At 38.2% G+C, this 16,585-nt stretch carries 15 protein-coding genes and 1 pseudogene; 4 read left to right on the top strand and 12 right to left on the bottom strand.

The window, feature by feature from the left end:
* The first annotated feature begins 5 nt into the window (after positions 1 to 5).
* Together D017_RS02380 and D017_RS02375 are read left to right on the top strand one after the other, a co-directional pair.
* Complete coding sequence (locus tag D017_RS02380) at positions 6 to 1,091, top strand: mannose-1-phosphate guanylyltransferase (RefSeq protein ID WP_035334480.1); 1,086 nt, start codon at positions 6 to 8, stop codon at positions 1,089 to 1,091.
* Complete coding sequence (locus D017_RS02375) at positions 1,091 to 2,581, top strand: DUF389 domain-containing protein (RefSeq protein ID WP_035334479.1); 1,491 nt, start codon at positions 1,091 to 1,093, stop codon at positions 2,579 to 2,581. Before D017_RS02380 ends, D017_RS02375 begins: the two co-directional genes overlap by 1 nt.
* An 89-nt stretch (positions 2,582 to 2,670) precedes the next feature.
* On the opposite strand, the gene D017_RS02370 is transcribed toward D017_RS02375, so the two are convergent.
* The 7 genes and pseudogenes from D017_RS02370 to gcvP form a co-directional block, all read right to left on the bottom strand.
* Entirely contained in the window at positions 2,671 to 3,429 is a 759-nt protein-coding gene (locus D017_RS02370; protein ID WP_035334478.1) for an ATP-binding cassette domain-containing protein, read from the bottom strand.
* Positions 3,430 to 4,167: an ABC transporter permease gene (locus D017_RS02365; RefSeq protein WP_035334477.1), complete on the bottom strand. Its 738-nt coding sequence runs from the start codon at positions 4,165 to 4,167 to the stop codon at positions 3,430 to 3,432.
* 70 nt (positions 4,168 to 4,237) lie between these two features.
* Positions 4,238 to 5,332 carry an alkaline phosphatase gene (locus D017_RS02360; protein WP_035334476.1) on the bottom strand — a complete coding sequence of 365 codons (1,095 nt, stop codon included), beginning with the start codon at positions 5,330 to 5,332 and terminating at the stop codon, positions 4,238 to 4,240.
* Positions 5,333 to 5,397: 65 nt separating this feature from the next.
* A complete protein-coding gene (locus tag D017_RS02355; RefSeq protein ID WP_035334475.1) occupies positions 5,398 to 6,249 on the bottom strand; it encodes a glycosyltransferase family A protein in 852 nt (283 codons plus the stop codon).
* The gene (locus D017_RS02350; RefSeq protein ID WP_035334474.1) at positions 6,249 to 6,776 is read right to left on the bottom strand and encodes a methyltransferase; all 528 of its coding nucleotides are present in this window, start codon (positions 6,774 to 6,776) and stop codon (positions 6,249 to 6,251) included. The genes D017_RS02355 and D017_RS02350 overlap by 1 nt, the downstream gene beginning before the upstream one ends.
* Before the next feature lie 56 nt (positions 6,777 to 6,832).
* A complete protein-coding gene (locus tag D017_RS02345; RefSeq protein WP_035334473.1) occupies positions 6,833 to 7,891 on the bottom strand; it encodes a 3-oxoacyl-ACP synthase III family protein in 1,059 nt (352 codons plus the stop codon).
* Positions 7,892 to 8,157: 266 nt separating this feature from the next.
* Positions 8,158 to 11,008: pseudogene (gcvP, locus tag D017_RS02340) on the bottom strand (aminomethyl-transferring glycine dehydrogenase).
* Positions 11,009 to 11,138: 130 nt separating this feature from the next.
* On the opposite strand from gcvP, the gene D017_RS02335 reads away from it, so the two are divergent.
* A complete protein-coding gene (locus D017_RS02335) occupies positions 11,139 to 11,993 on the top strand; it encodes a hypothetical protein (protein ID WP_035334472.1) in 855 nt (284 codons plus the stop codon).
* Here the strand turns inward: D017_RS02335 and D017_RS02330 are convergent.
* The 5 genes from D017_RS02330 to D017_RS02305 form a co-directional block, all read right to left on the bottom strand.
* Entirely contained in the window at positions 11,974 to 12,225 is a 252-nt protein-coding gene (locus D017_RS02330; RefSeq protein WP_035334471.1) for a hypothetical protein, read from the bottom strand. The two genes, D017_RS02335 and D017_RS02330, sit on opposite strands and share 20 nt — an antisense overlap.
* A 26-nt stretch (positions 12,226 to 12,251) precedes the next feature.
* Complete coding sequence (locus D017_RS02325) at positions 12,252 to 12,803, bottom strand: sigma-70 family RNA polymerase sigma factor (RefSeq protein ID WP_035334470.1); 552 nt, start codon at positions 12,801 to 12,803, stop codon at positions 12,252 to 12,254.
* Positions 12,804 to 12,920: 117 nt separating this feature from the next.
* On the bottom strand, positions 12,921 to 13,367 hold the full coding sequence (locus D017_RS02320; protein WP_035334469.1) for an SRPBCC family protein: 447 nt from the start codon (positions 13,365 to 13,367) through the stop codon (positions 12,921 to 12,923).
* The gene (locus D017_RS02315) at positions 13,364 to 14,275 is read right to left on the bottom strand and encodes a TIGR01777 family oxidoreductase (protein ID WP_035334468.1); all 912 of its coding nucleotides are present in this window, start codon (positions 14,273 to 14,275) and stop codon (positions 13,364 to 13,366) included. The genes D017_RS02320 and D017_RS02315 overlap by 4 nt, the downstream gene beginning before the upstream one ends.
* 457 nt (positions 14,276 to 14,732) lie before the next feature.
* Positions 14,733 to 15,236: a transcriptional regulator gene (locus D017_RS02305; RefSeq protein WP_035334466.1), complete on the bottom strand. Its 504-nt coding sequence runs from the start codon at positions 15,234 to 15,236 to the stop codon at positions 14,733 to 14,735.
* A gap of 91 nt (positions 15,237 to 15,327) precedes the next feature.
* On the opposite strand from D017_RS02305, the gene D017_RS02300 reads away from it, so the two are divergent.
* Positions 15,328 to 16,554 carry a glycosyltransferase family 4 protein gene (locus D017_RS02300; RefSeq protein WP_035334465.1) on the top strand — a complete coding sequence of 409 codons (1,227 nt, stop codon included), beginning with the start codon at positions 15,328 to 15,330 and terminating at the stop codon, positions 16,552 to 16,554.
* Positions 16,555 to 16,585: the final 31 nt, after the last annotated feature.

Genomic DNA, 16,585 nt, shown 5'->3' with positions numbered 1-16,585 from the left:
ATAGTATGGAGAACACTAAGAATTATTACGCATTGTTAATGGCAGGAGGAGTAGGTTCAAGGTTTTGGCCAGTGAGCACACAATCATTTCCAAAGCAGTTTCACGATATGCTGGGTACTGGGGAAACCTTGTTGCAAAAGACATTTAATCGTCTAGCTAAGATTGTTCCAGAAGACCAAATTCTCATACTAACTAATACAGATTATAATGATCTTGTAAAAGAGCAATTGCCTTCTATCAAACAAAAAAACATCGTACTTGAGCCAGCTATGCGCAACACAGCACCGTGTATTCTTCTTTCTGCATTAAAGGTGGAGAAAGAAAACCCAGATGCCGTGATGGTTGTCGCTCCTAGTGATGCGTGGATAGAAGATGAAGATGCCTTTGTTGAAGATCTTCAGAAAGCTTTTGATGCAGCACAACAAGAAGAGACCATTGTGACATTAGGTATACAGCCTAGCTTTCCTAATACTGGATATGGTTATATAAACTATGATAAAAGTGATAACGCTTTCGCGAAAGCGGTAAAACGTTTTACAGAAAAACCGGACTATCCTACTGCTAAGGAGTTTGTTGCCAGTGGAGAATATCTCTGGAACGCAGGAATGTTTATATGGAGCGTAAAAACGGTTGTAAACAGTTTTAAATCTTTCTTACCAGAGATGTACAATTTACTTAACGAGGGTAATGAGGTGTACAATTTGCCAGAAGAGCAAGATTTTATAAATGAGGCATATCCAAAAGCAGAAAATATAAGTATCGATTTTGGAGTGATGGAGAAGCATCAAAATGTAAAAGTGGTTCCAGCAACTTTTGACTGGAATGATCTAGGTACTTGGGGATCTCTCTATGATAAAATGGAGGGAGATTCTGGAAAGGATGCCGTTGTAAATGCGCGTATCATCGCAACAAATACCTCAGGAAATATCATTAGAACTGCAAGTAATAAAGTGGTAGTAGTAGACGGACTTAAAGATTATATTATCGTCGAAAAAGAAGATGTTCTCGTTATTGTGCCTAAAAGTAAAGAACAAGACATTAAAGAAATACGCAATGAGGTGCAATCTAAATTTGGTAATAACTTAGGATAGTGGAAAACAAAGATAATATAGGGGCAAATCCAGATCCAAAGCCCAGCGAACTCAATATTGATCCTAACGAGGATATGAGAGATGAGGCAAAGGGTCTCTGGCAAAGCATAAAAGAGTTCTTAAGTGACCTTCTTGATATAAGAGAGGATACAGATCGATCTACCACGGTAGAGGCTATTCGTAAAGACATACCTTTTAAGGGGCATAACGCGTGGATTCTTATTTTTTCCATTTTTGTTGCGAGTATTGGACTCAACGTGAGTAGTACCGCTGTAGTAATAGGCGCCATGCTTATAAGTCCGCTTATGGGGCCTATAGTTGGTATAGGGCTTTCTATAGCTATCAATGACGCTATCATGATGAAGCGATCATTTGTAAACCTTGCAGTGATGATAGTGCTAAGTGTGCTTACGGCTACCTTATATTTTAGTTTATCACCGGTTAAAGAAGTAACGCCAGAATTGATGGCGCGTACTTGGCCTACTATATTAGATGTATTTATTGCGATTTTTGGTGGTCTTGCACTTATTGTTGCAAAGACCAAGTCTGGAACCATAGCGAGTGTGATTTTTGGAGTTGCAATTGCTACCGCATTAATGCCGCCTTTATGTACTGTAGGATATGGTCTTTCTCAATCCATAATAGGCAATAGCGAAGGACTTTACTGGGCGTTAGGGGCATTATATCTTTTCTCTATTAATGCTGTGTTTATAGCGCTAGCGACGTTTACAGTATCAAAACTTCTTAAGTTTCCGCTGGTTAAATATGCAAACCAGAAAAATAGAAAGCGTACTACACGTATGGCAACGCTTATTGCTATACTCGTTTTAGTGCCAAGTGTATGGACGTTTTTAAGATTGCTTAATCAGCAAATTTTTATAACTAAAGCAAAGGCCTTTGTTACAAATACAATTAAATACGAAGGAGCAGAAATTGTAAAAGAAACCGATGATGCCGAGAAGCGCCGCATTGATATTTATCTCATAGGGAAGTTAGTACCTCAAAACCTCATTGCTCAATGGGAGGATGAGTTTAAGAAGACCGAAGACTGCGAGAATTGTACTTTAGTTGTGCATCAAGGCGCAGATCAAAGTGGTGAGCTGGCAGCAAGATTAAGTACAGAGGTTCGTTCTGGTATTCTTGAGGATCTATATGTAAAAAATCAAGAAGCAATGAGTTCTAAGGATGAGCAAATACGTCTTTTAGAGAATGAAGTTACACAGCTCCGAGGCACAGCACTGCCATTTGCTTCTATGCGCAATGAGGCAAAGATTAATTATGATGGTCTTAAGCGATTTGGTTATGCTACAGAGATTACTACAGACTTTTCTGGAGGGATTGATACCTTAACGGTAGTGCGAGTAGAGTGGGCAGATAGCTTATCGCAAAGCGTTAGAGATAAACAACAACAGAAGCTCGGACAATGGATGAAAGAGCGTTTTAGTCTTGATACTGTAGTTGTAAATGGTAATGTGTGGAGTAAAAAATAACATACTTGATTTCAGTATGTGAGAGAGACTGTTAACCGGCTATTGATATTGCTTAAGGTAATAAGTACGCTTTCGCGAAAGCGTAACTTCTAAGAGTTTTGTGCTTCTCGTACCATTTTAAAAAGATTTGAGGAATACACAAAGTTGGTTACGTCCTCATTATCTGTTTTAAAAATTTCATCTTTAGTTCCTTCCCAGGCTAAGTGTCCTTTCTGAAGGTATACAATATGATCTCCTATTTCCATCACAGAATTCATATCATGAGTGTTGATGATGGTTGTGATATTTTGCTCAATGGTAATCTCTCTAATGAGATTATCAATTACGGTAGCAGTATTAGGGTCTAACCCAGAGTTAGGCTCATCACAAAAAAGATATTTTGGATTGTTTACGATACTTCTTGCGATAGCGACACGCTTTTGCATTCCTCCAGATATTTCTGAAGGTAGCTTGTGGTTTGCATTTTCTAGATTAACGCGGTTGATGACCACATTTGCTCTTTCTATGCGTTCTTTCTTTTTCATCTTTGTAAACATCTTGAGCGGGAAAGCGATGTTCTCTTCCACAGTCATTGAGTCAAACAAGGCGCTACCTTGAAAAACCATCCCTATTTGCTCTCTAAGCTCTCGTTGATGCTCATCGTCAAGTTGTGAGTATGGATTACCGTCATAAATTATTTGTCCACTGTCGGGCTTAAAAAGGCCTAACATAGTTTTTAAGAATACCGTTTTACCAGATCCAGAAGTACCTATGATAAGATTAGTCTTACCAGATTCAAACTTGGTTGAGAAGCCTTTTAAAACTTCGTTGTCACCAAATGACTTTCGTATTTCTTTTACTTCTATCATCTAGCTTAATAATAATTGAGTGACTATAAAGTTTACGAGAATAATAGCAACACTGGTCCATACAAACGAAGTTGTACTTGCTTTACCTACTTCTAAAGCACCGCCTCGCATGTAGTATCCATGGTATGCGGGAATAGTAGCTAGTAAAAATGCAAATAAGAACGTCTTAAAAAATGCGTAGAAAAGCTGAAAAGGAATAAAATCTTGTTGAAGTCCTGATAAAAAGTCATTACTAGGTGCAAAACCTCCATAAACAGCTGCCGTATATGCTCCTATGACTCCTAAGAACATTCCTATTGCAATTAAGAATGGGTAGATGCACATCGCCACAATCTTCGGGAAGATGAGGTAGTTTAGGGAGTTGATACCCATAACTTCTAGAGCATCTATCTGTTCTGTCACGCGCATTGTACCTATACTAGAAGTGATAAAAGATCCTACTTTTCCAGCCATAATTACTGATACAAAAGTAGGAGCAAACTCTAGTATTATAGATTGTCTTGCTGCAAACCCAATGAGTGACTTTGGTAATAACGGATTAGTAAGATTAAGCGCTGTTTGTATAGCAACAACGGCTCCTACAAAAAAGGAGATAAATGCAACAATACCAAGAGAGCCTATAATCAAATCGTCAATTTCCTTAAAAATAAGATCACGCAACACTCTACCCTTTGTAGGTTTTACAAAGGTGTTTTTTATCATTAAGAAATATTCACCTATAGAGTGTAGGTATGACATTGACTGTGTTTAAGTGGCTAATGTAGGTATTAATACGATTGTTAAAATAGTATTTAAGATAGGTTTATGACTACTGCTGTTTGAGTAATTTTTTCATTTTGGTATGAATAGCAGTATTCTCATAGATTCCCATGAACTCAGAAGCACCAGGACCATAAGCAAAAACCGGTACCATCGTAGCACTGTGTCCACCTGTAGAAAATGATGGTTCTATTGTGTTATAATCTCCCGCTTTTGATGCTAGTGTAAATCCGCCCGTCTCATGATCTGCAGTTACAATAACGAGTGTGTTGCCATCCTTTTCAGCATAATCAAGCACTTGACCTATCACCGTGTCAAAGTCTATTAGTTCGCTTATTAAATACTCGCTGTCGTTATTATGTCCACCCCAATCTACTTGAGAACCTTCTACCATTAAGAAAAACCCTTTCTTGTTTTGAGAAAGTTTCTTGATACCAAGTTGAGTAGCATCATATAAAAAGGAACCACGACCATCTAAAAATTTAGGCATCCCACTGTCTGCTAGTAAGAAACCATAATTTTTATCTTTCTTCATTGATAACGCTGGATCTAGTCTGTCTAAATACATTTCGTACCCCTTAGATTCAAGTGTTGCTACGAGATTATTTCCATCTTCTCTATTTTCAAAATATTTGCGTCCTCCACCAGCAAAAAAGTCAACGCCAGAGTTGACGATGTCTTCGGCAATTTCTAACTCCATTTTTCTAAACTTTTGATGAGCATAGAAACTTGCAGGGGTTGCATGAGTGATGGTTGAAGTTGCTATAACACCTGTAGCAAAACCTCTTTTTTCTAGATCTTCAAGAATAGTTGGTGCAGCGATGGTGTCTGTATTAACTCCAATGGCTCCATTATAAGTTTTTAAACCTGTAGAAAAAGCCGTAGCACCACTAGCCGAGTCTGTAATCAAATCACTCGCCGAAGAAGTTTTAATGAGTCCTATTGTTTTAAAACGATCATAATTAGACGGCTGCGTATTGTAATATTGACTAGCAGAAATCTGGCTCAAACCAGTACCATCTGCTATCATAAGTATAATGTTCTTAGGTTTTTTATTTTGTGCGGTACTGCTTACAGATGCACAAGATATGGTCATACCTATTACACATAGCGATAGATATTTTGATATAGACTGTATATTCATTGTAGTAAAGATTTAAGCAAAAGTAATTAATGTCTCAGTGACAATTTTAAAGATTAGGTTAAGAATTAGACACCAAGCTTAGATCTTATTCCTTTCCATCGTAATTTTCTTATAAATGTGCCTTCTTGTGCACTTACAAGATGATCTTTTTTAGATCGCTTTGCGCGAAAATATCCAAGCAAATAATCATTAGTTAAAAGCAGGTTTCCTTTACGATTTGCTAGCTTGATTGAGGCTATCAAAGTGAGCCAAAAGCCGTATCTCATTCCATAGAATGCTTCTCCTTGTTTGAATTGTGCTGCTTTGTTGTAGGTATTGCCTGTTGGTTTCAGGTGTTTTACATGCAGGGTGTCGTTTGTGATAACCTGCCAGTTATAATATTTTGCAAGAAGCTCATCGATGGTGTCCCATCCCATTGCTGGTTTCAGACCGCCTATTTCTTTAAAACATTCTTTTCTATACGCTTTAAGTGCACCACGTATATGGTCTTTGTTAGTTAGGTTTTCAAGAACCCAATCTCCATTTTTTTCAACATAACAAAATCCGCCAACCATTCCGATGCGAGAATTTTTTTCAAATTCATGAGCAATAGTCTCTAGGTAATTCACCGGGAAAATAAGATCTGCATCAAATTTGCAAAAGATGTCATAGTCTTCATCAAGCGTGTTTATACCTTTTTGAACGGCTTGTATTACTTTACTGCCAGGTAGATGTATATCGCTGCTGGTTGTATTGAGAAGTTCTATGAAAGAGTGCGCTTTCGCGAAAGCGGAAATTATCTTCTCACTGTTATCTGTACTTTGGTCATTGACCACAACTACCTTTTTAGGAAGCAAAGTTTGTGCAACTAGGGAGTCTAGTGTTTGTTTTATAAACTCGGCCTCATTGTGACAAGGTATGACGATGTAGAAATTCATTATGATTTGCGTTCGGCGTAAATCAAGTAATAGCGGGGAGTAATCATTCTAAGTAGTGGCCTTATGCCTATTTTTTTAACGGGATTTGTAAACTTCTCACGTTTCTTAATTTCCCAGCCCGCTTTTTCAAAAAGCCAGTCAAATTGCCAATCTTCAAATTCATGATAATGTCTGTCCCACATATCTGTTTTAGAACGATAGGCAGGGGAGAACCATAATTTTAAGGGTATACTGGCTACAATTTTATCTGCTTTTATATCACGCAAGACATTGAAGGGGGCGAGTAGGTGTTCAAAAATCTCAAAAGCAGTTATCACCGAAGCGTCTGACTCTTGTACGGCACTCGTGTTTATATCCAGATCTTCTCCCGACGTATTTTGTACAGTGTATCCTTCACGTTCCATAAATTCAACAAATGGGTTACGTACACCAAGATCAAGAATATGCTCATTTGTATTAGGAATTACTTCCTTGAGAAAATCGATGGTGTGCTTGTACCGTTTGTTTGGAAAAGTGTTTTCGTACACGTTTAATAAAGATTTACAGTTAGTAACACTTGAAAAGAGCCTTGTTGCTTCTTTTATTAGTAGCGATATACCATGGCGTTGATGTTCATTCCAGCACCTACACTTGCAAAAATAACGACATCACCTTTGTTGATTTCGTGATTTTCTAGAGCTCCTTGACGTACTAAGTCAAATACTGTAGGAACCGTCGCAACAGAGCTATTACCTAATGTATTTATGCTCATAGGCATGATATGCTCAGGCATTTCTAAGTCGTGAAGTTTATAAAAACGACTTACGATTGCCTCATCCATCTTTTCGTTTGCTTGATGAATAAATATTTTCTTAATGTCTGCTATTGTACAGCCACTATTTTCAAGGCATGTTTTCATGGCTTGAGGTACTTGTGTAAGCGCAAAGTTATAAATCTTGCGACCATACATTTTTATGTACTTAGTTTGCTGTTCTGCTTCAGTGTTATAAGAAGATCCGTTAAAAAGAAAATATGCCTCATCATAAGTGAATGTAGCTGTCTCAAAAGATAATATGCCAGTGTCACTATCATCTTGCTCAATGATAGATGCTCCAGCACCATCACTATAAATCATACTGTCTCTGTCGTGATCATCTACCACGCGAGAAAGCATCTCAGTACCAATTACAAGACATTTCTTGGCCATTCCTGCCTTGATATAAGCTTGTGCTTGAATTACACCCTCTATCCAGCCTGGACATCCAAAGAGAATATCATATGCAACGCACTTAGGGTTTTGAATACGTAAGTTGTGTTTAATACGTGATGCAAGACTAGGTACAATATCGCTAAAGTTTGATCCTTTTTGCACATCACCATAATTGTGAGCGCATATAATGTAGTCTAATGTTTCAGGATCTACTCCTGAGTCTTTAATAGCGTTTAGTGCTGCTTGCGTTCCCATATCTGAGGATTGCATGCCAGCAGGTGCATAACGTCGTTCTGAAATGCCAGTAATCGCTTTAAATTTCTCTATGATAATACCATTTTCAGATGTAATGGCAGAGCCGTCCATGTTCAAAAATTGATGTTTTTGAAAATTGTCATTTTTTGTAATGACTTCTGGGATGTAGCTGCCTAGACCTGTTATTTTAATTGCCATATAGGGTATTTTGAAAGGAGGTAAAGTTAATGAAACAGAATGGGAATGCCCGAGATGATTACTGTTCCTACTTATTTTGTGAAATCCATAATAATTAGCTGTTTTTGGCTACTTATCGGCGAGAACTTTACCGTTATTAAATTAATCTTGATGTATGTATAAAATAGCAAAGGTCAAAATACTAGATTTTGACCTTTACTTAGTGGGATCATCTCAATTTTGACGATGTTTTTATCAAAATAATAGATGTTTCAATTATTGTGCATTTATGCTTCCATGTATTCCTCAATAGGAGCACAAGTACATATTAAATTACGATCACCATAAGCGTCATCTACACGACGCACAGTAGGCCAGAATTTGTTTTCTGTAACGTAGCTTAGTGGGTAAGCTGCTTGCTCTCGAGAATATGTGAACTCCCAAGTGTCTGCGGTAAGCATTGCTAGGGTATGCGGAGCATTCTTCATGATGTGGTTAGGCTCATCAGAACTTGCTGTGTCTATTTCCTTTCTGATAGAAAGCATCGCTTCACAAAAACGATCTAGTTCCTCTTTGCTTTCACTCTCGGTAGGTTCTATCATCATAGTTCCTGCTACTGGGAAAGAAACCGTAGGAGCGTGGAAACCATAATCCATAAGACGCTTTGCGATATCTGTAACCTCGATTCCATGAGCTTTAAATGGACGACAGTCTATAATCATCTCATGTGCAGCACGACCGCGTTCTCCTACATATAAACATTGATAAGCGCCGTCAAGACGCTCTTTGATGTAGTTTGCATTAAGAATGGCATACTCTGTAGAGTGACGCAACCCTGGCTCACCTAGCATAGTGATGTATGCGTAAGATATAAGACATGCAAGTGCAGATCCCCATGGAGCTGCGCTTATTGCTGTAATCGCCTGCTCACCGCCAGTAGTAACTACTGGGTTAGTAGGTAAGAAAGGAACTAGTTGTTTTGCAACACATATAGGTCCTACTCCTGGGCCACCACCTCCGTGAGGAATAGCAAAAGTTTTGTGTAAGTTTAAGTGACATACATCTGCACCAATTGCTCCTGGGTTTGTAAGGGCAACTTGTGCATTCATGTTTGCACCATCCATATATACTTGACCACCATGCTCATGTATGAGTGATGTGATTTCTTTTACAGCACTTTCATATACTCCATGCGTAGATGGGTATGTGATCATAAGTGCAGCGAGATTGTCTTTATGCTTTTCTGCTTTTTCACGTAAATCATCTACATCGATGTTTCCGTTTTCTAGTGCTTTTGTAACTACTACTTTCATACCAGCCATTACCGCACTTGCAGGATTTGTTCCATGTGCAGAAGATGGGATAAGGCAGATGTTTCTGTGGCTATCTCCACGAGATTCATGGTATGCACGTATTACCATAAGTCCAGCATATTCTCCTTGAGCGCCAGAGTTAGGTTGTAGTGATGTGCCCGCAAAACCAGTGATCTCCGTAAGTTGATCTTCAAGTTTTTTGAGCATAGTCTGGTATCCTTCTGCCTGATCTAATGGTGCAAAAGGGTGCATATTCCCCCACTGCGGATCAGAAAGTGGTAGCATCTCAGACGCTGCATTAAGCTTCATCGTACAAGAACCTAGAGATATCATTGAGTGATTTAATGATAAATCTTTACGTTCTAGTTTTTTGATGTAACGCATCAATTCTGTTTCAGAATGATAGCTGTTAAAATACTGGAAGTTGTAAGAATGAAGTCTCACGAGCTACACTTGCAGGAATCGCATTTCCTTCGGCAATTTCAGATACAACGATAGTTTCTTTTGAGTACGCTTTCGCGAAAGCGGAAACGATATCATTTACATCTTGTAAGGTGGTAGCTTCATGTATAGAGATGGCTACAGTCTCTGCGTCTGGGTAATGGAAGTTGATTTCCATTTCTTGCGCTACGGCAGCAACTTTGGCAGCATCTGCTTTTATTTGGATAGTGTCAAAATAACTCTCGTTAGTTTGATACAATCCTAGTTGTTCAAGTGCATCTGCAACAGTAGCTGCAGTGTTGTGAACCTTATTTGCTATATTTTTTAATCCTTCTGGACCGTGATATACACCGTACATTCCCGCCATAACAGCAAGTAATACCTGAGCAGTACAAATGTTTGAAGTTGCCTTATCACGTTTGATGTGTTGCTCACGTGTTTGAAGCGCCATACGCAGGGCACGCTTACCATCAGTATCTTTAGTTACTCCAATGATACGTCCAGGGATACTTCTTTTATATGCTTCCTTAGTAGCAAAGTATGCTGCGTGAGGACCTCCGTATCCTAGTGGAATACCAAAGCGTTGCGTAGTACCAACTACAACGTCTACTCCAAATTCTCCTGGAGCGCGTAGTTTTACAAGGCTCAATATATCTGCTGCTACAGCTACTTTAATATCTGCTGCATTTGCATTTGCTACAAAACCTGCGTAGTCAAATACTTTACCAGATACACCTGGATATTGTAAGATGGCTCCAAAGAACTCATTAGAAAAATTAAATTCCTCATGATTCCCTACTACTAGTTCTACACCTATTGGTGTTGCACGAGTTTGTAATAAAGAAAGCGTTTGAGGTAAAATCTCTTCAGATACAAAGAATTTATTTACGTCTGCCTTTTTCTGATCACGGCTACGTACAGAAAATAGCAATGCCATTGCTTCTGCAGCTGCGGTAGACTCGTCAAGTAAAGATGCATTTGCAAGCTCCATACCTGTAAGATCTGTGATCATGGTCTGGTAGTTAAGCAATGCTTCTAGACGTCCTTGAGCAATCTCTGCTTGGTAAGGAGTGTAAGCCGTGTACCATCCCGGATTTTCTAGAATATTACGCTGTATTACCGCTGGTGTAATCGCTTGGTTGTATCCTAGACCTATAAAAGATCTAAAAACTTTGTTTTTATTAGACAGTGCTGTGATATGTGCAGCAAACTCATGCTCGCTTAGCGCAGGGTCTAGCGTAAGGTTATTCTCAAGTCTAATGTTATCAGGAATAGTCTCAAAAATGAGTTGCTCGATAGTTTCAGCGCCTACGGTTTTAAGCATCTCGTTAAGATCACTTCTACGCGGGCCTATATGGCGTAATGCAAACGAATCTGTATTCATCGTATTGAATATTTTTAGGTGCAACAAAAATAAGGCAACGAAATCGATTTTTACGACTTATTTGCCTCATAGCGAGCTAATGTTTTCAACCGAAATGCAACCTTATTAACAGTTGTAGTATTTTTGTCTAATGCAGTTGTTTAAACGTGTTTTTGACTTTTATATAAACAGTAGTATCCACGTGAGCTTAGCCGTAGTTGCATTAGGGTGGGTGACTTGCTTATCTTTAGACATAAACGTTAATTACGAGTTGCTTGCGTTTTTATTTTTTAGCACAGTGACTGGCTATAATTTTGTAAAATATGCCGAAATAGCTGGTTTACACCATCGAAGCCTAGCGAAATCATTAAAATCAATACAAGTTTTTTCTGTTTTTTGCGGGATTGGGATGATTATCACTGCTTTTTCTTTGCCACTAGAAGTGTGGGTGGCTTGTGGTATTTTGGGGTTAATCACGCTACTGTATGCAGTTCCATTTTTTCTCCCAGCAACAAGCACAAATAATAGTAAGGGAAATTTGAGAAGCATCTCTGGTGTAAAAATTTACATCATAGGTTTTGTGTGGGCAGGAGTGACGGTGTTATTGCCTGTTTTAGAACAAGGTCTCTCCATGTACTGGGATGTGTGGATTGTTTGTGTACAACGCTTTCTTTTTGTAATCGCTCTCATGATTCCATTTGAGATAAGAGATACGAGTTATGACCTCGCCTCTTTACGTACATTACCTCAAGTAGTAGGCATAAAAAAAGCCAAAATCATTGGTGTGATTTGGCTTTTCTTATTTTTAATTCTAGACTTCTTAAAGGACGACTTATCTATGCCGATGTTAATTACACACTCAATAATTGTTGCAGTGGTGGTGGTTTGCATTACGCTTTCGCGAAAGCGTAATGCAGCTAAGAGTTATTTTACATCCTTTTGGGTAGAGGGAATCCCGCTATTTTGGTTAGGTCTATCGTTGTTATTTAATTATTTACTTGCTTAAGTTGCTCTTGAAGGCGTTGCTTCATGAGTTCTTTTTCGGACATAGAAACTGTTTCTACCGATGGATTTTTTATAGCTTTACTAAGTTTTCCATTACGTGCAGAATATTTTCTACAAGCTCTACAGTAGATAAGATGAAAGCTTAGTTTTATCTTTTCTAGCAAGGAAGCTTCTTTATACTGGTTCTTGTCGCAGATGTGGTTAGCCTCTTGACATTCAGTTTTAAATTTCATTTTTTTTACTTTTATTTTTTAGATACTTATAGCCAATTTTTCTCCATACAACTTGCCATGGCTGTACGGGCTCTGTGGATAATTACCCAAAAGTTAGACGGAGTAATATCAAATTCATTACAAATTGCTTCAGTATCAAAGTCGTCTATTGTTTTCATCTTAAAAATGCGAGCTTGCTTTTCTGGTAATTTACCTAAGCAGTTAAAAATAGCCTCGCCTAGTTCCTCATTTTCTATGCTATCCTCTGCAGTTTTGTCAAAGGGATCTGCAACGCGCTCTTCTAGCCAGTCGCCCTCGCTTTCGTCATCTTTATAGTTAATATGTACTTCTGCCTTTCCTTTCTTGGAGTTTGTCTTGCGGTAGTGATCAATGATTTTACGCTTTAAAATGGAAATGAGCCACGTGCGTTCTGTAGCTTCCCCTTTAAAGTTTTTCATTGACTTAAGGCCTGCGAGAAAAGTCTCAGAAATTAAGTCTCTTGCCATGTCGCGATCATTCACGCGGGCGATGGTATAATTAAATAGGTAGTCCGAGTACTGGTCTACCCATTTTGTGGGGTCTATTTGGTTAGTGGACATAAGTAATCTGTCGTATATTTTTTCAAAAATAACATAAAACTGATTAGCATATTGATTTTTAGAGCAATCAAGACCAGATACCTCATTTGTGAATAGCGGTAATTGCCACTTATCTATTTAGATAAAACTATTTTTTATAGAATGATTACGTACTTTCAAAAAGCGAGTAAGGTGTCTTTTTATGAATAAGTAGTCAAAAATTTCTCCTAAGAAACCAAAGGGAACTTTATATGTAAGTACATCTGTCATTACTGTGGTGTTGCCCACTTCTTTAAAGTAATGTTCATGTTTAAAGTTCTTGAAATTGCCTGTAATCATTTCGTCCACAAAATAACTGGGTGACTTAAGCTCAGTTATCAGACTCTGATGAGTAAGCCATAATCCTAAGTGTTTGCCTTGCCAAGTAACAGTTTCCCCTTTATTTATAAGTCCAGATGTTATGCCACCTATTACCTTTTCTTGTGTTTGTGACGCAGATTTTTTGTGAAAATCAATATCACGTGATCTATCAAAGACATTCTTTATAGAGGCATTTATTTTAGTTGTGAGGCGTATAGTGGTCATATTAATAAATCTTTTAAAGCCTTGTCTAGTTGGTCGTACTTAAATGTAAAACCCTCTTCTAGTAATCGTTCTGGGATTACATTTCGGCTTTTAAGTAATAATTCGGTTTCTGTTCTTATAACAAAGGCGCCCACTTCCAGCAGTGGTTTAGGAGAAGGGATGCCAAAAGGTATTCTAAGATTATCACGCATCAATGACATAAGATGTGCATTTGTGGTGGGCTTTGGTGCCACTATATTAATTGGTCCTTTTATATGGGAATGATTGATTAGAAAGTCAAGACTTCGTAAAAAGTCTTCTTCATGAATCCAACTGAATTTCTGCTTCCCGTCACCTTGTTTTCCCCCTAGTCCTAGTTGGGTGATTTTTTTAATGGGTTGCAATGCTCCGCCATTTTTGCCAAGCACAATAGATGTGCGCAACGCAATCTTACGCGTTTGTGGAGTCGTGCTTGAGAATAATGCATCTTCCCATGCTTTTGCCACACTCACAGAAAACCCAGCGCCTATTTCTCCAGTACGTTCGGTCATTTCCTTATCGAGCGAGTGACGATATATGGTTGCTGTAGATGAATTGAGCCAAGTGGAAGGAGGATTTTTGCATTGTGCAATTGCCTTACCTATAATCGTGGTAGTATCTACACGCGAGTTCATGATGAGGTCTTTGTTTTTCTTGTTATAACGACAGTCTACAGAGCGTCCAGCCATATTAATAACTACATCTGCGTCTTCAAATTCTCGCTCCCAGCCAGAGAAATTTTTTGCGTCCCATAATACTGTTCGCACGTTGTTATGCTGTGGTTTTTGCTTTCGCGAAAGCAAAACAATCTCCTCAAAGCTATTCCCAAAATAATGAGTTAAGAGCGACCCTAAAAAGCCGCTCCCACCTGATATAATTAATTTTTTCATGATGATGTAGTATTAAATTGTTGAGGTTTGTGATGAGTGTATGTATACTCCATTTGCCATTTAGAAAGAAGTAGAAAGTAAATAGCAAGGCAAATTCCACTAATCATAGGCATCCAAATAAAGAAACTCGAAGATTTGAAAAAGTTAATACAACTTACGATAGATAGTGTAATTACTACTGATATCCCGTAACCAATAAAATGATTTTTTAATCTAGGATTGATGTTTTTCCAATGGCATAAGAAGTAAACAAAAGAAGCTATTTGTACTATCCCAGTAATAGGTAAAAACAGCATACCAAAGTATATGGTTAACGCTAGAATTAAGTTAATGATTACAATGACTTTGTTAATCTTGTAGATGGTTTCCATAATATTATACTTTCAGAAAAAAATGAAACATTTAATTCAATAAAAAGCACATGTTTCAGTGCTTGTTATGTAGAGTTTGAGAAGTATTACTTCATCAGTTTTAAGATGGTCTTAGTAATCCAGTTCTCTTTATAATCGGTGATTTTTTCAAGCATGCTGTCGGCTCTAGAGACAAACTCATGGAGCTCGGCTGTTTTTGCTTTAAAGTGAGCCGCTTCCTTAGAATCAGTATCTTGTAGATTGCTTACTTCCTCTAAAACTCTCAGCGTTGGTTTGATTTCTCGCTTGCTGCGTTCCTTTGCAATCTTCCTTGCCAGCTCGTCTATATTACTTTCGGCTACAAAGTATTCCCTTCGTTCACCGGCTTTATATTCTTTAAAAATAATACCCCAGTCTATAAGTGAGCGTAAATTCATACTCGCGTTACCGCGGGAGATATGAAGCTCACCCATGATGTCTTCCATGCTAAGTGCTTCTGGTGAGACCATTAATAATGCATGAATTTGTGCCATAGTTTTATTAATTCCCCATTGAGATCCTAAGGCTCCCCACGTTTGTATAAACTTATTTTTTGCTTGACTAAATTCCATACATCAAATATACGAATGTTATTGTAGTTTCAATAATAAATGAAATATTATTTTTAATCAAAGCAATATTCTTATCTGTATTTTTGATTTTATGAACGTATTAGTGATCTCTACAGTATGGGTTGAGCCTACCTCTTCGGCAGCGGGAAGTAGGATGTTGCAGCTATTAGATATAATGCTAGCAAAGGGTTGGAAGATTACTTATGCTAGCACGGCGGGAGTTTCAGAAAATGCTTTTGATTTAGAAACACTCGGCATTGCTACCCAAGAGATACGTGTAAATGATGAATCTTTTAACGCTTTCGCGAAAGCGTACCAACCCAATATCGTCCTTTTTGACCGATTTATGGCCGAAGAGCAATTTGGATGGCGCATCGCAGAACAATGTCCAGAAGCCATTAAAATACTAGACACCGAAGATTTACATTGCCTGAGAAAAGCACGCCAGCAAGCAGTAAAAGAGGATAGAGATTTCAGGGAACAAGATCTTGTGTCTGATGTTGCCAAAAGAGAAATAGCGTCCATATATAGATGTGATCTCACGTTAATGATTTCTCAAGTAGAGATTGCATTATTGCAAGACTTTTTTAAAGTACCTAGCTCACTCTTACATTACGTACCTTTTTTGTTACCAAAAGCCCCAGCCAATTTTAAGCCTTTTGATGAGCGGCAACATTTTATAGCGATAGGTAATTTTATACATCTCCCTAACTGGGATGCTACGCTAGCGCTCAAAAAGAATATCTGGCCATTAATTAGGAAAGCAATTCCTGCTGCAGAGTTACATATCTATGGAGCTTATCCGTCAGAAAAAGTGATGCAACTTCATAATAGGAAGGATGGATTTATTGTAAAAGGAAGAGCAGAAGATGCGCATGAAGTGATATTAAATGCACGTGTATTACTTGCTCCGCTACGTTTTGGGGCAGGTTTAAAAGGAAAGTTTATCGATGCGATGCAGTGTGGAACCCCATCTGTGACCACAACAATAGGTGCAGAAGGAATGCAACAAGGCTTGCCGTGGAGTGGTGCGATAACTGATGATGATGCGACTTTTGCAAGAGAGGCGATTACCTTATATAGTGATGAGCTAGTTTGGAGCAAAGCTCAGGAGCAAGGAAAAGAAATTGTCAATAAAAATTTTCAAAAAGAAGACTTCGAAGAAGATTTCATAACAAGAATCAATACTCTTAAGGCTAATCTAGAAACCAGCCGACTCAATAATTTCACAGGGCAGATGTTATTACATCACTCGATGCGTAGTACCAAGTTTATGTCTAAGTGGATTGAGGAGAAAAATAAAAAGGAGCCCATATAATGAACTCCTTTTGTAATCTGATTAATGTTTG

Origin of the sequence: Dokdonia sp. PRO95, from assembly GCF_000355805.1 — a bacterium.
Taxonomy (GTDB): domain Bacteria; phylum Bacteroidota; class Bacteroidia; order Flavobacteriales; family Flavobacteriaceae; genus Dokdonia.
This window is presented reverse-complemented; position numbering and strand designations above follow the sequence as displayed.

Coding starts and splice junctions, on each gene's coding strand:
- D017_RS02300 (WP_035334465.1), top strand. CDS start 15,328: ATGAACGTATTAGTGATCTCTACAGTATGGGTTGAGCCTACCTCTTCG.
- D017_RS02305 (WP_035334466.1), bottom strand. CDS start 15,236: ATGGAATTTAGTCAAGCAAAAAATAAGTTTATACAAACGTGGGGAGCC.
- D017_RS02365 (WP_035334477.1), bottom strand. CDS start 4,167: ATGTCATACCTACACTCTATAGGTGAATATTTCTTAATGATAAAAAAC.
- D017_RS02380 (WP_035334480.1), top strand. CDS start 6: ATGGAGAACACTAAGAATTATTACGCATTGTTAATGGCAGGAGGAGTA.
- D017_RS02315 (WP_035334468.1), bottom strand. CDS start 14,275: ATGAAAAAATTAATTATATCAGGTGGGAGCGGCTTTTTAGGGTCGCTC.
- D017_RS02335 (WP_035334472.1), top strand. CDS start 11,139: ATGCAGTTGTTTAAACGTGTTTTTGACTTTTATATAAACAGTAGTATC.
- D017_RS02370 (WP_035334478.1), bottom strand. CDS start 3,429: ATGATAGAAGTAAAAGAAATACGAAAGTCATTTGGTGACAACGAAGTT.
- D017_RS02355 (WP_035334475.1), bottom strand. CDS start 6,249: ATGAATTTCTACATCGTCATACCTTGTCACAATGAGGCCGAGTTTATA.
- D017_RS02345 (WP_035334473.1), bottom strand. CDS start 7,891: ATGGCAATTAAAATAACAGGTCTAGGCAGCTACATCCCAGAAGTCATT.
- D017_RS02325 (WP_035334470.1), bottom strand. CDS start 12,803: ATGTCCACTAACCAAATAGACCCCACAAAATGGGTAGACCAGTACTCG.
- D017_RS02320 (WP_035334469.1), bottom strand. CDS start 13,367: ATGACCACTATACGCCTCACAACTAAAATAAATGCCTCTATAAAGAAT.
- D017_RS02330 (WP_035334471.1), bottom strand. CDS start 12,225: ATGAAATTTAAAACTGAATGTCAAGAGGCTAACCACATCTGCGACAAG.
- D017_RS02360 (WP_035334476.1), bottom strand. CDS start 5,332: ATGAATATACAGTCTATATCAAAATATCTATCGCTATGTGTAATAGGT.